The 19,803-nt window shown below is 56.4% G+C and carries 20 protein-coding genes; 7 read left to right on the forward strand and 13 right to left on the reverse strand.

Annotation, left to right across the window (positions count from 1 at the left end):
* Positions 1–17 precede the first annotated feature (17 nt).
* The 6 genes from RA157_RS13545 to RA157_RS13570 all read right to left on the reverse strand — a co-directional run bounded on the left by RA157_RS13545 (position 18) and on the right by RA157_RS13570 (position 4,460).
* Positions 18–518 (reverse strand): thioredoxin domain-containing protein, encoded by a 501-nt coding sequence (locus RA157_RS13545; RefSeq protein ID WP_350333664.1) that lies wholly within the window; start codon positions 516–518, stop codon positions 18–20.
* Between the two features lie 84 nt (positions 519–602).
* Positions 603–1,259, reverse strand: coding sequence for a L,D-transpeptidase (locus tag RA157_RS13550; RefSeq protein WP_434058443.1), 657 nt, complete (start codon positions 1,257–1,259; stop codon positions 603–605).
* A 42-nt stretch (positions 1,260–1,301) separates the two neighbouring features.
* On the reverse strand, positions 1,302–1,880 hold the full coding sequence (locus RA157_RS13555) for a L,D-transpeptidase (RefSeq protein WP_434058444.1): 579 nt from the start codon (positions 1,878–1,880) through the stop codon (positions 1,302–1,304).
* 62 nt (positions 1,881–1,942) lie between these two features.
* Positions 1,943–2,248: a hypothetical protein gene (locus RA157_RS13560; RefSeq protein WP_350333665.1), complete on the reverse strand. Its 306-nt coding sequence runs from the start codon at positions 2,246–2,248 to the stop codon at positions 1,943–1,945.
* A gap of 125 nt (positions 2,249–2,373) precedes the next feature.
* Positions 2,374–3,141, reverse strand: coding sequence for a beta-keto acid cleavage family enzyme (locus RA157_RS13565; RefSeq protein WP_350333666.1), 768 nt, complete (start codon positions 3,139–3,141; stop codon positions 2,374–2,376).
* Positions 3,141–4,460, reverse strand: a complete 1,320-nt coding sequence (locus RA157_RS13570) for an aspartate aminotransferase family protein (RefSeq protein WP_350333667.1) — start codon at positions 4,458–4,460, stop codon at positions 3,141–3,143. Before RA157_RS13570 ends, RA157_RS13565 begins: the two co-directional genes overlap by 1 nt.
* 99 nt (positions 4,461–4,559) lie before the next feature.
* On the opposite strand from RA157_RS13570, the gene RA157_RS13575 reads away from it, so the two are divergent.
* From RA157_RS13575 to speB, 5 genes are all read left to right on the forward strand, one after another.
* The gene (locus RA157_RS13575) at positions 4,560–5,426 is read left to right on the forward strand and encodes a MurR/RpiR family transcriptional regulator (RefSeq protein WP_350333668.1); all 867 of its coding nucleotides are present in this window, start codon (positions 4,560–4,562) and stop codon (positions 5,424–5,426) included.
* 45 nt (positions 5,427–5,471) lie between these two features.
* Positions 5,472–6,437, forward strand: coding sequence for a TAXI family TRAP transporter solute-binding subunit (locus tag RA157_RS13580; protein ID WP_434058506.1), 966 nt, complete (start codon positions 5,472–5,474; stop codon positions 6,435–6,437).
* A 126-nt stretch (positions 6,438–6,563) separates the two neighbouring features.
* Positions 6,564–9,173, forward strand: a complete 2,610-nt coding sequence (locus tag RA157_RS13585) for a TRAP transporter permease (RefSeq protein ID WP_350333669.1) — start codon at positions 6,564–6,566, stop codon at positions 9,171–9,173.
* Positions 9,170–9,601: a universal stress protein gene (locus RA157_RS13590; protein WP_350333670.1), complete on the forward strand. Its 432-nt coding sequence runs from the start codon at positions 9,170–9,172 to the stop codon at positions 9,599–9,601. Before RA157_RS13585 ends, RA157_RS13590 begins: the two co-directional genes overlap by 4 nt.
* Positions 9,602–9,637: 36 nt before the next feature.
* Positions 9,638–10,594 (forward strand): agmatinase, encoded by a 957-nt coding sequence (speB, locus tag RA157_RS13595; protein ID WP_350333671.1) that lies wholly within the window; start codon positions 9,638–9,640, stop codon positions 10,592–10,594.
* Between the two features lie 29 nt (positions 10,595–10,623).
* Here the strand turns inward: speB and RA157_RS13600 are convergent, their stop codons facing one another.
* The 4 genes from RA157_RS13600 to RA157_RS13615 are packed head-to-tail and all read right to left on the reverse strand — an operon-like array spanning position 10,624 to position 15,639.
* A complete protein-coding gene (locus RA157_RS13600; RefSeq protein ID WP_350333672.1) occupies positions 10,624–11,313 on the reverse strand; it encodes a response regulator transcription factor in 690 nt (229 codons plus the stop codon).
* Positions 11,310–12,935, reverse strand: coding sequence for a sensor histidine kinase (locus RA157_RS13605; RefSeq protein ID WP_350333673.1), 1,626 nt, complete (start codon positions 12,933–12,935; stop codon positions 11,310–11,312). The genes RA157_RS13600 and RA157_RS13605 overlap by 4 nt, the downstream gene beginning before the upstream one ends.
* Positions 12,936–12,992: 57 nt before the next feature.
* The gene (locus tag RA157_RS13610) at positions 12,993–14,555 is read right to left on the reverse strand and encodes an ATP-binding cassette domain-containing protein (protein ID WP_350333674.1); all 1,563 of its coding nucleotides are present in this window, start codon (positions 14,553–14,555) and stop codon (positions 12,993–12,995) included.
* Position 14,556: 1 nt separating this feature from the next.
* On the reverse strand, positions 14,557–15,639 hold the full coding sequence (locus RA157_RS13615; RefSeq protein ID WP_350333675.1) for a P-loop NTPase family protein: 1,083 nt from the start codon (positions 15,637–15,639) through the stop codon (positions 14,557–14,559).
* A 454-nt stretch (positions 15,640–16,093) separates the two neighbouring features.
* On the opposite strand from RA157_RS13615, the gene dusA reads away from it, so the two are divergent.
* Both dusA and RA157_RS13625 read left to right on the forward strand, forming a co-directional pair.
* Positions 16,094–17,104: a tRNA dihydrouridine(20/20a) synthase DusA gene (gene dusA, locus RA157_RS13620; RefSeq protein ID WP_350333676.1), complete on the forward strand. Its 1,011-nt coding sequence runs from the start codon at positions 16,094–16,096 to the stop codon at positions 17,102–17,104.
* A gap of 39 nt (positions 17,105–17,143) precedes the next feature.
* The gene (locus RA157_RS13625) at positions 17,144–17,962 is read left to right on the forward strand and encodes a sulfite exporter TauE/SafE family protein (RefSeq protein WP_350333677.1); all 819 of its coding nucleotides are present in this window, start codon (positions 17,144–17,146) and stop codon (positions 17,960–17,962) included.
* Positions 17,963–18,060: 98 nt separating this feature from the next.
* Here the strand turns inward: RA157_RS13625 and RA157_RS13630 are convergent, their stop codons facing one another.
* Genes RA157_RS13630 through RA157_RS13640 form a run of 3 tightly spaced genes read right to left on the reverse strand, consistent with a single transcriptional unit; the run spans position 18,061 to position 19,787 of the window.
* The gene (locus tag RA157_RS13630) at positions 18,061–18,774 is read right to left on the reverse strand and encodes a retropepsin-like aspartic protease family protein (protein ID WP_350333678.1); all 714 of its coding nucleotides are present in this window, start codon (positions 18,772–18,774) and stop codon (positions 18,061–18,063) included.
* Complete coding sequence (locus RA157_RS13635) at positions 18,764–18,952, reverse strand: DUF1289 domain-containing protein (RefSeq protein ID WP_350333679.1); 189 nt, start codon at positions 18,950–18,952, stop codon at positions 18,764–18,766. Before RA157_RS13635 ends, RA157_RS13630 begins: the two co-directional genes overlap by 11 nt.
* 10 nt (positions 18,953–18,962) lie before the next feature.
* Positions 18,963–19,787: an adenosylcobinamide-GDP ribazoletransferase gene (locus RA157_RS13640; protein WP_350333680.1), complete on the reverse strand. Its 825-nt coding sequence runs from the start codon at positions 19,785–19,787 to the stop codon at positions 18,963–18,965.
* Positions 19,788–19,803 lie beyond the last annotated feature (16 nt).

Raw genomic sequence — 19,803 nt, forward strand, 5'->3', positions numbered from 1 at the left:
AGCCTTGATCCTAGCTCCTAGCTTTCTAGAAGAAGTCGGAAGGCATTGGCCAGCTCGTATTGGCCGCGCTGCCCTTGTAGCACCTGCTTCAGCTCTCCCTTGCCATCAAACAGCAGCAAGGTGACATGGGGAACCCGGTAGCGGCTGGCGAAGTCCAGCCCCTTGCTGGTGCGGATATCGGCGATCACATAGTCAATCCTGCCTTCATCAAACCCTTCAAGAGCGTTGCGGGTGGCTTTCTGCAGGGCCTGGCAGAGCGCGCATTCGGGATCATGAATCTGGACCACGGTCGGTGTGCCGTTGCCCACACGTGTCAGGTCATGATCATGGGCGGAACTGCTGATTGTCTGCCCGATAAGGAGACCGCCACCGGCCAGAACAGTCAGGCCGATGGCACCATTGCGCACCTTCCTGAGAAAAGCGCGCTTGTCCTCATCAACATCAGGCGACGCGGGTGCGGACGGAGCCTTGCGGCTCTTTGTCTGTTTGGGCTTGCGGGTTCTGTTGTTCTTTTTCATAGGTCACCTGCTGAAACAGGGGGTATCAGTTGAGGCATGCTGGCCGCTGGCGCGATGCGGCGACCAGATTGTACCGTGGGTCTGTCAGGTGACAAGAATGCGCGCACCCGGTTTGACCCGGTTATAGAGGTCGATCACATCCTGATTGACCAGCCGGACGCATCCACTCGAAACAGCTTTGCCGATGGAATGGGGCTCGTTGGTCCCGTGTAGCCGGTAGAGCGTGTCGACACCGTTCTGGAAGATGTAGAGTGCTCTGGCGCCAAGCGGATTGCGCAAACCCGGTGGCATGCCACCATTGCGAATGCTGTACTTCTCAAGCTCGGGACGACGGGCAATCATCTCATCCGGTGGTGTCCAGGTCGGCCAGGGGCGTTTCCAGGCCACATTGGCCCTTCCTGACCACTCAAAGCCCTGGCGACCAAGGCCGACCCCATAGCGCATGGCCGTTCCGTTCCGCTCCACCAGGTAGAGGTAGAAGCTGCTGGTATCGACCACGAGGGAGCCGGGCCGTTCATCTGTTTCATACCGGATCCGCCTGCGTCTCAACTGAGGTTTCAGAACAGAGGGGCTGATTGCCGGAAGCGGAAATTTCTCTTCAGGGCGTGGGCCGTAATCCTCAGCAAAATTGCTGATAAAAGACGGATCTCCATCACGTGTGGTCTGGCATCCGGCCAGCGCAAGTGCTGCTGCACTCGCACCGGCGCCGACAAACTGCCGCCGCGTCAGTGTTTTTCGCATTATTGTCACATCCAAAAAATCAGGAATTCATCGACCTGTTGATCACAGCACCACAACACGGGTTCCAAGCGGAACGCGATTGTAGAGATCAATCACATGGTCATTGATCATCCGGATGCAGCCATTGGACACCGACCGACCGATTGAAGACGGCTGTGTGGTGCCATGAATGCGATAGAAGGTGTCACGTCCGCCCTTAAACAGATAGAGGGCTCGTGCACCGAGCGGATTATTGATCCCGCCGGGAACGCCTTTGGCATATTTGGCGTATTTGCGCGGCTGACGACGGATCATGTTCTTTGTTGGCGTCCAGCGGGGCCATTCGGCTTTGCGCTTGATGGTCGCCGAACCTCTGAATGCGAGGCCTGCGCGTCCGACCCCGACACCATAACGGCGCGCCCGACCACGTGTCTCGATCAGGTAGAGGAAGTGGTTGCGCGGATCGACCACAATTGTGCCCGGATCATACTTGGTGGAGTAGGATACGGTCTGGGGCGCGAATTCGGGGTTCAGCTTGAAGGTCTTCTTGAACTTCTTGGTATGGTGCGCAAGGGCTTCATGAGACTGCGGTACCAACAGAGCAGCCAATCCCCCAAGCAGAAAATTACGTCTTGTAAACACGGGTAATCTCCAAAGTTGCCATATCGTCAAAGAGCCTGATGGCTCCGGATGTCACAACAGGATCAGGAGATTGGAGGGGGCAGGTCCACCGGCGGGCCAAGGGCCATGAGGCTTAGAGACTGGCCGAAATCGAAAATCCGGGCAGGGTGATAATCTGCGAAGATAACCGTTGGCAGAAGGGCCTTGCAATCTGATTTGCAGAGCGACGGCGTTGTATCAGCCACAGCCTCTGTCTTGCAGCAGTCACCGGTCTCTGCGTCTTGCAGCACAGCGGCCACTGTTTCGGTTGTCGTATTTGGAGGATCGGAAATGTCAGGCGCACCGCGCGGCACACTCTGTAGAGTGAGCACGACCATCAGGCTGACCATGAGCAAAATCCGTAACATCTTGGGAGCTTAACCCGAATCGGCTGTTTCGCACAAATCCTAGATTTCTCGCGCCTATCACACTCCTGTGAGCTTAGGGGTCAGCAATGAGTCTTGACCCTTGGACTCTAAAGGCCTGAAAGACCATTGACGACCTCTTTTACCCGCTCTGCATTGTCCCGGGCAACGGATCCATCGGCATTCCAGAGTGAGTTTTCAAACCCGACCCGAAGTTTGCCGCCGAGACTGGCGGCGTACAGGAGACAGGGTGTCTCGGCCACACCAAACGCGCAGATACCCCAGTCAGGACGGATGCCCAATGTCTCTGTTGCTTTCAGGAAGGGTGCCAGATCATCCGGTGTGCTGACCTGGCCCGGCGTATACCGACCCAGCACATAGAGGAGCTGCAGGGTATCGTCCGTCAGCAGCTCTGAAGGCAACACTTCGGAGAGCAGCCTGATGTCCGTGTCACTGTAGAGAATGTGCTGCACAGCAATAGTGCGCTCGGCACAGGCTGCGTAGAAGGTTCGGGCAGATTGATGGTCACCATCAGAGGTCATTTCACGGATGGAGACAGAGACGAGGTCTGCTCCGGTCTCGAGAGCAACCTGGCGCTGTTCCGGCGGGCTGTAGAGCCCAACGGCTTCCGTGGTGATCTGAATGGCCATATCCGGCACAGCAAGATTCAGCTCGGCCAGAGCCTCACGGTAGAGCCCGGAATCCAGAAGGTGCCCGCCTTTGTTGTCTCGAATATGCAGATGAAGACCATCGGCCCCGGCCTTATGGCAGGCCTTTGCGGCTTCAACAGAGTCTGCAATGGTCAGAGGCAGGGCTGGATGATCTGCCTTGGTTCGTCTTGCCCCATTGGGAGCAACCATCAAGCGGGGGAGAGCCATCAGAAAACAGCCTCAAAGGCAGTGGACAGTTTATCGATCATCTCATCGATATGCCGGTCCTCGAGAATGAATGGCGGGGCAAGCAGAATGTGATCGCCGTTTTTCCCGTCAATGGTTCCACCCATTGGATAGCAGATAAGGCCTGCCTCGAATGTTGCCCGCTTCAGGGCCTTGTTTTTCGCGTCTTCAGCGGGGAAGGGGGCCTTGCTCTCCCTGTCCTGAACCACTTCTAGACCGATAAACATGCCCCGGCCTCTGATGTCACCGATATGAGGATGCTGACCGAAAGCTGACCGCAATGCATCCTGAAGCCTGTCGCCGACAGCAGCTGCGCGCTCGACCAGACCGCCGTCGGTCAGTTTGGTCACAACGGCATTTGCCGCAGCACAGGCCGTCGGATGGCCGATATAGGTGTGTCCATGCTGAAAGAAGCCGGACCCCCCTTCAACCGCTTTATAGATGTCAGCCGAACAGAGCATGGCCCCGATGGGCTGATAACCCGCTCCGAGACCTTTGGCGATGGTGACAATATCGGGTCTGACCTCATCATGTTCTGACGCAAACAGGCGTCCGGTCCGGCCCATCCCGCACATCACCTCATCAAGGATCAGCAGGATGCCGTATTGATCGCAGATCTCCCTGATGCGTTTGAAATAGCCGGTGACAGCGGGCACGCCGCCCAGGGTCGCGCCGACCACAGGCTCAGCCACAAAGCCGATAACCGTCTCCGGACCCAGACGCAGAAGTTCCGCCTCCAGCTCATCGGCCACCCGGCGGCCATATGTTTCAGGCGTTTCATCAGGGCGCTGATCTCGATAAGCGTAACACGGAGCAATATGGGAGGTTTCGACCATCAGCGGTTCAAAGGGTGCCCGCCGCCAGGCATTGCCGCCGGTGCCGAGCGCGCCAAGCGTATTGCCGTGATAGCTCTGCCTGCGGGCGATAAACCGTCTGCGTTCCGGCTGACCCGTTTCAAGACAATATTGCCGGGCCAGTTTAAGGGCGGACTCAACCGCCTCAGAGCCGCCTGAGACAAAATAGACCCGGTCAATGCCCTCGGGTGCATGGGCAATCAGCCTGTCGGCAAGCGCCTCTGCCGGTTCGGATGAAAAGAAACCCGTATGAGCAAAGGCAAGTGTTTCAATCTGATTGCGGATTGCACCGATCACATCCGCATCTGAATGCCCTAGGCAGGAGACAGCGGCACCGCCTGAACCATCAAGGTACTGTTTCCCAGATTTATCAATGAGATAGACACCGTCACCACGCATGGCAACAGGCGGGGCGGCTTTGGTGTGGCGAGGAAAAATATGGGACATGTAGAGGCTCCGGTCATTTGCTGCATTGAAACAAATAAATCAAACGTTGACAATATATGAAACAAATGAAACAGTGCGCCGAAGTTTGGGAGGACTTTCTTGACGCGTATCATCGAACAGGCGCTGGCAGAGCGCTACGATTCCCTGAGCACGAAGCTCAAGGAAGCCGGGGATTTCATTGTGGATCACCCGGTGGACGTGGCGACCCGCAGCCTCAGGGTTATCGCGCATGAAAGCGGGCTTGCTCCGGCCACCTTTTCACGCCTTGCCCGCGCCCTTGACTATGAGAGTTTCGAAGATCTTCGCGAGTCCGTCCGCCTCAAGATCGGACGGCGGGTTGACAATTTTGCCGACAGGGCAGAGCGGTTGCAGGCACAGCACGGAGGAGGTCGCACAGGAGGCTTTTTCGATGCTCATGTGCATGCCTGCATGGAAAATGTCCACAGATTACAGCAGGATATTGATCAGGAACTGCTTGCGCACACTGTGGAACAATTGCATGCTGCCAATCGGGTCCTTCTCGTTGGGGAGTTGGGCTCCATGTGCGTTGTGGAATATCTTTCCTATGTTGCGAATTTCTGCACCGGAAACTGGACGATGACAGGGACGCCGGGCACCTCGATAGGAAGTTCACTCGCGGGCCTTGGAAAACAGGATGCGCTTTTGACGATTACCAAGCCGCCGTTTTCCGCCCGATCCATCAGTGCGGCCCAACGCGCCTTTGAACAGGGGGCCTATGTGGTCGTCATTTCCGACACCCATACATGTCCGGCGCTGAAATATGCCTCTGCCGGTTTTGTGGTTCCCACAGGGAGCCCGCATTTCTTTTCATCCTATGCGGCCACCATGGTTCTGATTGAAGCCATGATTGGCATGCTGGTCGGTCTGTCCGGGCCGGAAGCCCGGGCACGTATTGCCGAAATCGAAGAAAACAATCGTCTGCTGGATGGTGCATCCGGCAGGTGAGTGTTCCAATAATTTGAAGACAACAAACCAGGGAGAAACACCATGTTGTCCACATTCAAAAGCCTGATGGCTGGTGCTGCATTGGCTGCAATGTCCGCGTCCGCTGTCTCTGCTGCCGAGTTCGTTACCATCGGTACAGGCGGTGTAACCGGCGTTTATTATCCGACCGGTGGCGCGATCTGCCGTCTGGTAAACAAAGGCCGTAAAGATCACGGTATTCGCTGCTCTGTGGAATCCACAGGCGGTTCTGTCTACAACATCAACACCATTCGTGAAGGTGAGCTCGAGTTCGGTGTGGCCCAGTCTGACTGGCAGTTCCACGCTTATCACGGCACATCCAAGTTTGCCGATGCCGGCAAGTTTGAAGACCTGCGCGCTGTTTTCTCCGTGCATCCGGAGCCGTTCACTGTTGTGGCCCGTAAGGATTCCGGCATCAAGAGCTTTGATGACCTGAAAGGCAAGCGCGTCAATATCGGCAACCCGGGTTCCGGTCAGCGGGCCACCATGGAAGTGGTGATGGATGCTGTGGGCTGGAAAACCGACACATTCGCTCTGGCAACCGAGCTGAAGCCTGCTGAGCAGTCTGCTGCACTCTGCGACAACCAGATCGATGCCATGATCTTCACCGTTGGTCATCCGTCCGGCACCATTCAGGAAGCCACAACAGCCTGTGACTCAAACCTGGTGAACGTATCCGGTGCGGCCATCGACAAGCTGATTGATGACAATCCTTACTACCGTTCTGCTACGATTCCGGGCGGCATGTATCGCGGTAACGATGCAGACGTGAACACCTTTGGTGTTGGCGCGACCTTCGTCACCTCTGCAAAGGTTTCCGAGAAAACCGTTTACACGCTGGTCAAGTCTGTCTTTGAAGATTTCGAAGCCTTCAAGAAACTTCACCCTGCATTCGCCAACCTGAAGCCGGAAGAAATGGCAACCGCTGGTCTGTCTGCTCCGCTGCATCCGGGTGCTGCGAAATACTACAAGGAAAAAGGCTGGATCAAGTAATTCGGCTGACCAAAAAGAGAGGGGCGGTGCTAGCCGCCCCTTTTGATTTCTTTCCTGAACAGGACAGAAAAATCCGAGGCACAAGAATAACAATCTGAGACGTAATCCGGGCAGGAAGGGCGACAGATGGCAGAGTCAAATCAACAGAAAAGCGGGATGAGCGAAGAGGAACTTCAGGACCTCGTTGCTTCTACAGATGCAGGTGCGCGAAACCCGTCCCACGCGGTTGGCCTTCTTCTGGCAACCATTGCGGTGGTCTGGTCGCTGTTTCAGGTGCTGCTGGCCTCACCGATTGCCAATTATGTGCTGCCGGGTGATGTTATCAACAATTCCCGTCAGATCCATCTGGCCTTTGCCATGTTCCTGGCCTTTATGGCTTATCCGGCTCTGCGGACTTCACCGCGCCATTTCGTGCCCATACAGGATTGGGCCATGGCGTTTATCGGTGCTTTCATCGCGCTCTACGGATTTATTTTCTACGACAAGATCGTCAATGCCGGTGGCCTTGCGGATGACACAGACAAGTGGATCGCTCTTCTGGGCCTGATCCTGCTGTTCGAAGCGGCCCGGCGGGCTCTTGGCCCGGCAATGGCCATTATTGCCACGATCTTCCTCGGCTATGTGTTTTTCGGCTCCTCTGAATGGGTGCCGGATGTCATCCAGTGGAAGGGTGCATCTCTCAAGAAGGCCATGTCCCATATGTGGATCACGTCTGAGGGCGTGTTCGGTATCGCGCTCGGGGTTTCCACCAAATTCGTCTTCCTGTTCGTGCTGTTTGGGGCTCTGCTGGATAAGGCGGGGGCTGGAAACTACTTCATCAAAATGGCCTTCGGTGCGCTTGGGCACCTGAAGGGTGGTCCGGCCAAGGCGGCTGTTGTCGGCTCTGCCGCAACCGGTCTGATCTCAGGCTCATCCATCGCCAATGTGGTGACCACCGGCACCTTCACCATCCCGCTGATGAAGCGCGTCGGCTTCTCGGCTGAAAAGGGCGGCGCGGTCGAGGTGGCCAGTTCCGTCAACGGTCAGATCATGCCGCCTGTCATGGGGGCTGCTGCCTTCCTGATGGTGGAATATGTGGGAATTTCCTATGTGGACGTGATCACTCACGCCTTCCTGCCTGCGGCTATTTCCTATATCGCGCTGGTTTACATCGTGCATCTGGAAGCGGTGAAGAACAACATGCCGACCCTCGGCAACCGGGTTGTCTCCACCGGTCGGACCATTGGCGGTATGGCGCTGTTCTTTGCCGGATTTGCCGGGCTTTGCTACGGCGTGAAATTCCCCATCCAGTGGATTACGGCGCTTGTGCCGGACAGTGCAAGCTGGATCCTCGCGCTGCTGCTGTTCCTCGCTTATGTGGGGCTGCTCTATCTGGCTGCGCAGACCGAAGACCTGAAGCCGGATGATCCCAACGCCAAGGAAGTCGAGCTTCCGGTGGTGAGCGAGATCTATAAGGCGGGTCTTTACTTCCTGCTGCCGATCATCGTGCTGGTCTACTTCCTGATGATCGAGCAGAAATCACCTGGCCTGTCCGCCTTCTGGGCAACCGCACTTCTGTTTGTCATTCTGTTGACCCAGCATCCTCTGAAAGCTCTGTTCCGGGGGACGGGAGCTCTTTCTGACGCGACAAAGCAGGGGATCGTCGATCTGAAAAACGGTCTGGTGGACGGTGCCCGGAACATGATCGGTATTGGCCTTGCAACGGCGACCGCCGGTGTGATCGTCGGTACCGTGACACTGACCGGCGTCGGTCAGGTGATGGCTGATCTGGTCGAGTTCCTCTCTGGCGGCAATCTTATCCTCATGCTGGTCATGGTCGGGCTTCTGAGCCTTATCCTTGGCATGGGCCTGCCGACCACTGCCAACTATATCGTGGTCAGCTCGCTGATGGCCGGTGTTGTGGTGGAACTGGGCGCGCAGTCCGGTCTGATTGTGCCGCTCATTGCCGTCCATCTGTTCGTCTTCTATTTCGGCATTATGGCGGATGTGACGCCACCTGTGGGGCTGGCATCGTTCGCTGCGGCAGCTGTTTCGGGTGGTGATGCCATCCGTACCGGTTTTACGGCTTTCTTCTATAGTCTCAGAACCGTAGCTCTGCCGTTTGTCTTCATCTTCAACACCGATCTGCTGTTGATTGATGTGACGCTGTTCCAGGGCATTCTGGTCTTTGTGGTGGCATCCATAGCCATATTGGTGTTCACCGCCGGGACCATGGGATGGTTCCTGACCAAGTCGCGTATCTATGAAAGTGTCGCACTGGTTCTGGTGGCGTTTGCCCTGTTCCGGCCTGACTTCTTTATGGACCGCATTCAGCCGCCTTATACTGATATCGCCCCGGCAGCGCTCGCGAGCGCCGTGGGAGGTGCAACGGATGGGGATGCCATTCGCGTGGTGGTCTCGGGTCCGGATTTTGATACGGGCCAGATCAAGGAAACCACTCTGGTGCTCGATATCAAGGGAGCGGGCAGCCAGGATGAGCGGCTGACAGCCTTCGGCCTGACCCTGATCGAAGAGGGTGATGTGGTGAAGATGGATGAGCCGCTGTTCGGCACACCTTTTGCCGAAACCATGAGCGGTTTTGATTTCTATGGTGACGATCCTGTCCGGATCGCATCGGCCAAGGCGGCTGCGGATCAACTGCCGAAAGAACTGATATTCCTGCCCGCACTTCTGTTGCTTGGCCTGATTGCCATGCTGCAGCGCGGACGGATGAGAAAGGAAGAGGCCACGGCATGAGCAAGACTGTTCTCTGTGCTGTTGATATCAGCAACAAGACCCAGGACACCAACGTGCTTGAACAGGCCGCACGGCTGGCCGAAATGGATCAGGCGCAACTGGATGTCATCACCGTTGTTCCGGATTACGGGATGAGCATTGTCAGCGGCTATTTTGATGAGCAACATCATGAAAAGCTGGTGGATGGCACCCGCAAGGCGCTTGAAGAACTGGTCGCGGGGGTGCTGGGCAAGGATAAGGCTGCCTCAGTCCGACATATCGTTGCCACTGGCAATGCCTATGAGGAAATTCTGCGCACTGCGGATGCGGATGGTGCGGAGCTGATCGTTATTGGCGCACACAAACCCAACTTCCGTGATTTCCTGCTCGGCCCCAATGCGGCGCGTGTGGTGCGGCATTCCAATTGTTCGGTCTACGTGGTCCGGTAGCTCACCATTGAAACAGGTTTCAGCTGAGAGGCGGTTATGACATCGCAGTTCAATCAGCCCCTGGGCGGCAACGACATGGCGCGGTTCAGTGGTCCGGCCACCATGATGCGCCTGCCAACGCAGGAAACTGCTGAAGGACTGGATGCCTGTTTCTGCGGTATTCCACTCGATATCGGGGCGTCCAACCGCTCCGGTACCCGCCATGGTCCGCGTCAGATCCGGGCTGAATCCTGCATGCTGCGCCCCTATAATATGGCCACTGGAGCAGCGCCGTTTGAACAGTTGCAGGTGGCGGATATCGGTGATGTGCCGATCAACACATTTGACCTGAAGGACAGCGTCCGCATTATTTCGGACTTCTATGACGGCATTCTCGCTCATGACTGTGTACCGCTGACCCTTGGCGGTGACCACACGCTGACCTATCCGATCCTGCAGGCCATGAAGCGTAAATACGGGCCTGTGGCTCTTGTCCATGTGGATGCCCATGCGGATATCAATGATGAGATGTTCGGGGAGAAGATCGCCCATGGAACACCGTTCCGTCGGGCTGTGGAAGAGGGGCTTCTGATCTGCGACAAGGCCTGGCAGATCGGTTTGCGGGGAACCGGTTACTCGCCGGATGATTTCAACTGGTCACGCCAGCAGGGGTTCACGGTGGTTCAGGCGGAGGAGTGCTGGCACAAGTCGCTGGCTCCGCTGATGGAACAGGTGCGATCTGAGACCGGCCCCGATGTCCCCGTTTATCTGAGTTTTGATATCGATTCTCTTGATCCAGCCTTCGCACCAGGCACTGGTACGGTCGAAATCGGCGGTCTGACCATCTGGCAGGCGCTCGAGATCGTGCGGGGCTGTGCAGGGCTTAATCTGGTTGGCTGTGATCTGGTCGAGGTCTCACCACCTTATGACCCGAGCGGCAACACGGCTCTTGTTGGCGCAAATCTGCTCTACGAAATGCTGTGTGCCCTGTCCCAGACACGCCGGCAGGTCTGAGAGTAATCGGGCGAAGACCGGAGAAGGCTCTATCTGCGTTGACCCAATCGGTATCCTCGACCACGGACCGTGACGATAAGCTTGGTGTTGGAGCCGTCATCAATCTTTGTGCGTAGCCGTTTGATATAGACATCCACGACATTCGTCAGTGGATCCTCGTGCATACCCCAGACATTTTGCAGAATGCGCGCGCGACTGACGACCTTGCCGGCCTGTGTCATCAGAAATTCCAGAAGCGCGTATTCCAGTGATGTCAGCTGTATCTCACGACCATTCCGATTGACGACAAGAGCCTCAAGGTCAAAGAACAGGTCATCGACCTGCAATGTGCTGACCTGCGTAGACCGTGGCACGACCATGTTGTCACGCTGGGTGATGGTATCGAGCCTTGCCAGCAGTTCATCAAATGCAAAAGGCTTGCTCATGTAATCATCGGCTCCGAGGCGCAAGCCGGTGACGACGTCATCAGTACTGTCGAGGGCGGTCAGCATCAGGATTGGTGTTTTATTCTGCTCCAGACGTAATGTGCGGCAGATTTCGCGCCCGTCGATCCCCGGCAACATGACGTCCAGGATAATGGCTGTCCACGAGCCTCTCCGTGCCTGGTCCAGACCGCTCACACCATCCTCAACGGCGGAAACGTTGTGACCCTCGTTGCGCAGACCACGCGCCAGAAACTCTGAGATCCGGTGATCATCTTCTACCAACAGAAGGTTCATGCAGCCTCCTCTTCATGCTTCGCATGCCGGGCGTGAGCCGGATCTGCGGTGAATGCGGGGAAGGCGGCTGTCACCCGCATTCCCGTGGTCTGGCGTTTGCTGATCCAGATGCGGCCGCCATGTGCTTCAACGATGGATTTGGCTATGGGCAGGCCGAGGCCGGTGCCATGAGCGCTTTTGCCTTCCCCCTGCGTCGGTCCTCGATAATAGCGTTCAAAAACCTGATCGGTCTGCTCTGCGGAAATACCGGGTCCGTCATCTTCAACAGATAGCAACCAGTTTCCCTTCTCCTGTTGAAGACTGACGGTGATGTTCACCGGATCTGGTGAGTGATGAATGGAATTGCCAATCAGTATCTGGATGAATTGGCAGATCCGCTGTGCGTCACCCTTTATCTGAGCCTCACATTCGGGCAGATTCGTATAAATTGCAGCCATGTTTTCAACCGCGCATGCATGGGTCTGCTCAATTGCAGATCTGATCGGAATCTTCAGATTCAGACGGCTCTGTCGCATGTCAAGAACACCGGCTTCCTGACGGGCAATCAGAAAGATGTCGTTGATAAACCGGGTCAGCTGGTCAGTCGCAGCTATGATACGCTCCAGTGCGGCACGATAGGCATCGCGCTGATTTTTACGCGTCCGAAGCGCAACTTCAGCTTCCCCGCGCACGGCGGTAATCGGAGTGCGCAGTTCATGGCCGATATCAGCGAAGAGGAGGGTTCGCATGCTGTCCCGCCGTTTCAGCCTGTCGTTTGCAATGCGGAGCTGTTCGGTCCTTTCAGTAACCCGGTGCTCCAGTGAGGCTCTCGCATATTCAAGCTCGGCTCTTTGGTCCTGAAGCTGTTGCGCCATGGTGTTGTATCGTTTCGACAGGGTCGCCAGTTCGTCATTCCCCGTTATAGGGATACGATGGTCCAGACGTCCTGACGCGAACAGACGAGCCCCATTCTTCAGATGGCTGAAGCCGATGCTGACAGGATACGCAATCACATACAACGCGATTCCGGCGAACAGGAAGGCGAGTGTAGCGGCTCCTATGGCGACCCAGAATTCAATGCGATTGATCTGTTCTATTTCAGCCAGGGCAGTGGCAACTTCGTTCTTTTCATCGGCTATTGCACTCTGAAAAGTCTTGTCAATCGTGCCATCAACACGCTGTTTCAGGCTCGTTGACAGAAACTCGCGGCCTTCTGCCTCCTGACCACTGGCTATCATGGCCAGTGCCGTACGCACATCCGTGAATGCAGCCTTGAGCTCTTGAGAGAGAATGTCGATACGCTCAACATCATCGTCATCTTCATCCTCTCTCAGACCCACCTCGGCTTCGGCTGTAGCCTCGGTCTCAATCTGCCCGACTGTGTAGAAGATGGATTTTTCCAGCTTGTTCAGATCAAAGGAGATTTCTCTCTCATCAAACATGAGATCGCGTCGGATCTGCTTGAATGCTCTGAAGGTCTGGCTTGAAAGCTGCAGGTAGCCTGCCAGTTCCCGGTATGCCAGGTCAGTTCGCTTGTCATTGTATGACGTGCTGTAGGTATGCCACACCAGCAGGCTGGTACAGAATATAACAATACCGGTGAGAGAGGCGATGCAGACAGTCAGTTTGGCGCGTAATTCCATAACATCAATATAGGGTTGCTCATTGCGGTCCTGAAGGCTCTGAACATGAACAGTAGATTAAAAATGTGGTATAAGTTGTCCCTGCTCAATGCGCAGATGCCGATCAGCAAACCTGTCGAAATGACCGGTGTCGCAAGCAATCAGAACGGTTGCTTCAGTTAAATCCAGAAGTCTGCCGATAGCTTCGACCGTGGCTGGATCAAGCACGATATCAGCTGCATCAAGAACAATGAGTTCGGGTCTGGTGAATTCTGCGCGGGCGAGCAGGACACCTGTTCGTTCACTGCTGCTGAGGTTCCGTCCGGCTTCGCCCACGCGTCCGTCCAGACCTTCAAGCCGCTGGACGAGCGCCTCCAGACCATATTTGCCAAGAACAGACAGGATTTCGTTGTCTGATGGTCGTGGCTCCACACCAAGACAGAGCGCCCTGCGCAGGCTTCCCTGTAGAATTGGTGCCTGTGATCCAATGATTGCTGAGACCGGTCGCAAGGTCCTGTCACCGAATGACACTGTGCCGGTTTCAGCAATATTAAGTCCGATAGCAAGGCCGAGAATGCTTGATTTGCCCGAGCCGGGCCCGCCACTGATCAGCACCTTCTCGCCAGCATCGATCGAGAAATCGAGATTAAGTCCCCGATAGGTCACCTGGTCAAACTTTACAATGGCGGCCCCGCTGCGTGCTCGCTCCCCTCGGGGGTGGGATGGCTTTGCGAAAACAATCTCGCATTTTTGCCGTGCAATCATCCAGGCGCACCGTCTGTCCCAGACACCCGCAAGGTCTCTGACAGGAAGAAACAGAATACTCAGGACAGCAAGTGCTCCGGCCACCTCTGCGGCAGGCGCGGACACCAGGAAGGCGGTAGCCATGACTGAAATGCCGGCAACGGCGAGCCCGATTTCGGGTACCGCACGTAAGCACGCAACTGTTCGGGCCCGCGCAACGGCAACGGACTTCAGTTGCTTGTTGTCCTTTTCCAGCCGGGTTGTTTCCATGGGCAGGCGACCCAGAACGTTGAGATTGGCTGCGACCGCGACCCGCTCCATCATTGATGTGGCTATGCTTGCTCGCTTGGACCTTAGATTACTGTGTAAAGGCGCGATCTGCCGTGCAACAGCCAGCATCACGACAACGGTGAACAGAATTGGCCACAGAGCCGAAGTCGCGAGTGAGATGTTCAGCCAGTACAGCGCTATGATGGCCCCGGGCAGAACAACTGTTGCAGAATAGAGCTGCGTCAGGCCGAGTCCAACCCATAACCGGGCGGCTGACAGATCGCCGACGAAACGCAGTCCCATTGCACCCATGCGGCGTCCGGCTATGTCGGACTGGTTCATATTGCTCAGGTGTCTGAAAAGCGCGTGCCGCAGTGATGCAGCAAAATCCTGTCCGAGCCGTTCCGCTATGGTGCGGTTGACGATGCGCAAAAGGGCGATCAGCAGCCAGGCAAGCATCAGCACAGCGAGCGCTGTTTTGGGGGCCGGGCTACTGTTCTGCAGCGCTCCAAAAATGTCTCGTGTTGCAAACGCGGCAAGCCCGGCACCAATGGCCTGTCCAATGCTTGCCGCTGTGACCAGGGCTACGTCCTTGCTGCGGCCCTGGTCCAGAATTGCGGGTATCATGTCAAGCAGCCCTTGCCAGTCTTTCTGTTGACCCTGGCAGGCAGGATTCAACCATCTCCCGGACTAGGCGGGGATCTCTCAGGTCATTCTTGCTCATAAAGGGAACACCGGTTGCTGCTTCTGCTTCGCGAAGAGCCAGCGGTGAGTTTGTTACCGTGCCTGAGACAGCCAGCGGGGTAAGACCATGCTTGCGAAGCGTCTCAACACCACCTGCCGCGCTGAGGGCGTCTGGAGCGGCAAAGAGAACGGCATTCATCCGGTCTATGATGCTCGACCCTTTCAGAATGGAGGCTGTCTCATTCTGGAAAACGCCATCAGCAATTTCGACCACGACCATTTGCGCGCCACGGTCAGCCGCAGCTCCTACCAATGTACGGAAGCCTTCTTCAATCCGCTTCATTGGCATTTTGTAAGTCGTCGGCATGCCTGCATCGGTGAAGTCGAGCGCTGGCACACCAGCATCAAGAAACGCATTGTAGTCACCAAATGCGCCGGTACCGGTGGCCTTGACGCCAGCGACCTGATAACCAGCGCGCTTCAAGCCGTGGGCAAAACTTGCTGCGGTGGTTGTTTTCCCGGCATTCATAGACGTGCCGAAGACACCGAAAACATAGACATCATCAGGAATCTCGCGTGGCATCAGACCATAAGAACTGATGTTGATGACATCGCCATTCTCGTTGGTCAGAAGGCCCAGCGGCTTGAGGCGTGTTGGTCGCTCCATCATGCCATGAGATGCGACAGCCTTGCCCACAATGCCACCCGCCGCGATCATATCGGCACCGGTCTCGTCAATCTGGGCGAAGCCTTCAAACTGGTCGGGTGCATAACGATCGCCGACAACCATGACCGCAATATCACCGATATAGCTCTCGGAGTAACGCCCACTGGACAGCTGAATCCGCTTGTGCTGTCCGATAGCGGTAACCTGACCAAGCATCAGATCGCCAGGGGTTGCGGTTTCGAATGCTGTTGTCACACCAAAAAGATCCGCTCTGTTGACGCGTCTGGTCGTAAACGCCCATTTCGTGGATGCGGGGATGGGGTGATAGCGACATGTACCGTGAAGGGTTTTGGAAGTCATGAAATCCTCTCCTGCCTTTATCGAAACGTTGAGTTGGGTCCGTGTGGTTCATCGAAGTGCAGCTCGTTGCACAGCTTTGGAGATAGACCTGCCCGGATGCTCAGGAAAGGCGCTTAACCGACAGGTAATTGGTTGCTCATCGCCTGCTCATCAGATGCTCATCTGCTGTTCATGAATGCCGCAATTTCAGCAGATTTTCGGCGGTTTTGACTTGATTTCGGCACAATCATGCCGGATTGAGCAGCACGTGCTGTACAAGCTGAAGCTCGACTTCGGAACCAGGCCGGGTGCGTTTCAAAGGCCGATTCCAAGATCCGAGGTTTTGTAATGCTGAGATTTTTGTTATCTACCCTGTCAATGGCGCCTACAGCTCAGGATCAGGCATAGGCTTTGGCAATCTGATCCGGACAGGGTTTGCGCATTTGACCCCGGACACTTTGAAGACAAGCAAGACGTGACTGACTATCAACGACATAGATTCTCTGTTGCACCGATGATGGACTGGACGGATCGGCACTGCCGGTTTTTCCATCGCCTGTTGACGCGGGAAACGCTGCTCTACACAGAGATGGTGGTCGCTGATGCGGTCATTCACGGAGACCGGCAGCGGTTGCTCGGCTTTTCCGATGAAGAGCATCCCATTGCTCTGCAGATTGGCGGGTCGGAGCCTGACAAGCTGGTACAGGCCGCAGAGATTGCGACCGGTTGGGGATATGACGAGATCAATCTCAATGTGGGTTGCCCGTCAGACCGGGTTCAATCGGGTCGGTTTGGGGCCTGCCTGATGCAGGAGCCGGACCTGGTTGCCGATTGCGTCCGGGCCATGAAGGGGGCAACCGACCTTCCTGTTACGGTGAAATGCCGTATCGGGGTTGATGACCAGGACCCGGAAGAGGCACTCGACAGACTGGCAGACAAGGTTCTTGAAGCAGGCTGTGATGTGCTCTGGGTGCATGCTCGCAAGGCCTGGCTTGACGGTTTGAGCCCGAAGGAGAACCGGGATATTCCGCCGCTGGATTATGACCGTGTCTACCGGCTGAAAGAACGACTGCCTGATGTCTGGATCGGCATCAACGGCGGAATTGAAACGCTTGAGGCATCGGAAGAGCATCTGCGCCACGTGGACGGTGTCATGCTCGGCAGGGCGGCCTATCACAGCCCGGCATTGCTGGCCGATGTGGATCAGCGGATTTATGGAGCGGAAACTGTCTCGCCAGTCCTGAACAGGGTGGTTGAAGAGATGGCCACCTATACAGACCGCCATGTGGCGCAGGGCGGGCGCGCCAATCAGGTCGCACGGCATATGCTGGGTCTGTTTCAGGGCGTGCCTGGCGCGCGGCGCTGGCGACAGATCCTGTCGAGCGAGTCTGTTCTGCCAGGCGCTGACGGATCCGTTTTTCTGCGCGGTCTCGACAGTCTGGCAGAGGCCGCAGAGAGCTTGTCCCGAGATCGTGTATCTGCATAGGCCCGCTTTTCTTATGGGTTTCAGAAAAAGGGTGGGTATGTGAGCGTGCTTCTGGAAAACTGGGCACTGATCCTGGCTCTTTTAGGCTGCGGTGCTGTTGCCGGGTTCATGGCCAGTATCTTTGGTGTCGGTGGCGGTGCCGTGGTGGTGCCGGCACTCTATCAGGCGCTGAGTTTTCTTGGCGTGGACGAAGGCGTCCGGATGCATATTTCCATCGCGACCTCACTTGCCATCATGATCCCCACATCTGTCCGGTCTTATCTGTCTCACTTGAAACGTGGTGCGGTGGATACAGATCTGCTGAAGGGGTGGCTCCTGCTCATTCCGCTCGGAACCGTTCTCGCCTCCCTGATTGCGGCACATCTCTCGGGCGATGTGCTCAAGGGTATTTTCGGGGTAATGGCTCTGATGGTTGCCTTCAAGCTGCTGTTCAGCAAGGACAACTGGCGGCTCGGGTCAAATCTGCCAGGGCAGCCGGTGCGCGGGCTTTACGGCATGCTTATAGGGTTTCTCTCGACCTTGATGGGGATTGGTGGCGGAATTCTCTGCAACACCTTCATGACCCTGTTTGGCCGCCCCATCCATCAGGCCATCGCCACCTCATCCGGTGTTGGCGTACTCGTCTCGCTTCCGGGTATGATCGGACTGCTGCTTGCGGGCCTGTCTGCCGAGGGGCTGCCGACCTTCTCGCTCGGCTTCGTCAATCTGCTGGCTGTTATCTTGATCACGCCGGTCGCGGTTCTGGTCGCACCTCTGGGGGTGAAGGCAGCGCATGCCCTGTCAAAACGCCAGCTTGAGCTGGCCTTCGGTCTTTTCCTGATTGTGGTCGGTCTGCGGTTCGCAGCAGCGCTTTTCTAGAGTATTTTGCGATGAACAGGATGCATGCGCATGCTCTATGTCTTTGAAGACGCGAGTTGTTTGTCGCCAAACCGGTCTCCACTTTGGCGCAACACGCTCTAAGGCCTCAGGGTCAGACGATCCCCTTCCACTTCCCAGCCGGAGAGCTGCGATAGAAAGGACATGCCGAGCAGGCTGGTTCCGAGAGCACCTTGTTTTGCCACAAGCGCATCAATGCGGTAACGGCCGATCGGGCCGATGGCCAGATGCCCGATCCGGGTTATCGCGGCCTCGGCGCGTCCATTGGCCGTGGCAACAGGAAGAGAAAAGACCAGTCGGTCCATATCGATGCCGATGGCTTCAGCATCCTCGTAACTCAACACCACAGAGGAGGCACCGGTATCCACCAGCATGGAGACCGGGACGCCATCGACCCGCGTATCCACATGAAATTGGCCGTCAACAGAGCGGAAAATGGTTACACCATCACCGGTCTCCACACTCAGGGACTGCGCCAGTTCCGATCCTGGTGCCAGTGCTGCAATAGTGCGAGCCGCAATGGCCTGTAGCTCGAACCGGTAGGCATACGCTGCCACGATAACGAGGAAAATCCCTACCCAGTGTAGAAAGTTCTTGATGTGATCTGATATGGCCACCCGCCCGGAGAACAGGCCGCCGCCAATAACAATGGCAAGGGCTATCATCGTGGCGATGCTGGCAAAGCCTGTCAGACGTTCAAAGGAAACAAAATCACCATAATAGAGGACCATCAGGGCGATCATGGTGATAATCAGAATGGCAATGCCAAGACCATATCGAAAGTTACGCGACATCCATGCTGTCCGTGTCTGTCATCCGTCGCTCGGGCAGAGCTTCCATGACCTGAAGACGTTCGTCATGACTCATGGACGACCAGCGACGGATCTCGTCCATTGTTCTCTGACACCCGGCGCAAAGGCCACTTGATGTTTCAATCGCACAGAGCTTTACGCACGGGCTGACTATGCTCATTCAGGTCGTCCTACAAAACCATAACAAGGCCCAGCAAATAGGCAAGTTCACAGCATTGCTGACAAGCCCCTAAAACGTCGCCTGTCTGCCCGCCGATCTTCCGCCGCGCCACGGATGCGCAGGCAAAAGCAACAGCGAAGGCCAATATAAGACCGAGAATCGCACCGCCCGATGTGACAAAAGCGATAGGAATAACGCCGACTGCGACACTGAGACCTGCTGCACTCAGCGCTGACAGGCGGTCAGGACGCCCAGCGTCATGGGAGAGGCCCGACGCGCGTGCATTGCCCAGCCTGTGCCACAGCCAGACCATCGGCCCGCGGGAAACAGGAAAGGCCGCAAGATAGAGCAGCGCAGCGATGCCGGGGGACATCACTGGAGACGCACTTTCTGCCAGCCCTGCAAGCAGGCTGGTCTTCAGGATAAGGCTGGCCACAAGACCAAGCACACCATAGCTGCCAACACGGCTGTCTTTCATAATCTCAAGGCGTCTTTCGCGGGTCATACCACCCCAGAAACCATCGAGAACATCCGCAAGGCCGTCTTCATGCAATGCACCTGTGAGGAACAGCTGCACGATGATGGCAAGGATCGCGGCAGATAAGGGCGGTAGAGACAGCGTCAGCCCAAGCCACAGGGTGAAGGCGGGCAGAAGACCAATCAGCAATCCGGCAAGAGGCACGACGCCGGCACCCCGTTCGAAAGCGGGCATGGCCTGGGGATTGCCGAAGCGGTCAGGCACCGGAAGGCGGGAGAAGAACCGCACCTGATCGGCTATATCGCCCGGCGCAGCAAGAAGCCGTCCCGTAAAGCCGTTGAGCTGGTTAGCCGTCATGATCCGGAATCCCTGA

The organism is Coralliovum pocilloporae, assembly GCF_030845175.1.
GTDB lineage: Bacteria > Pseudomonadota > Alphaproteobacteria > Rhizobiales > Cohaesibacteraceae > Coralliovum > Coralliovum pocilloporae.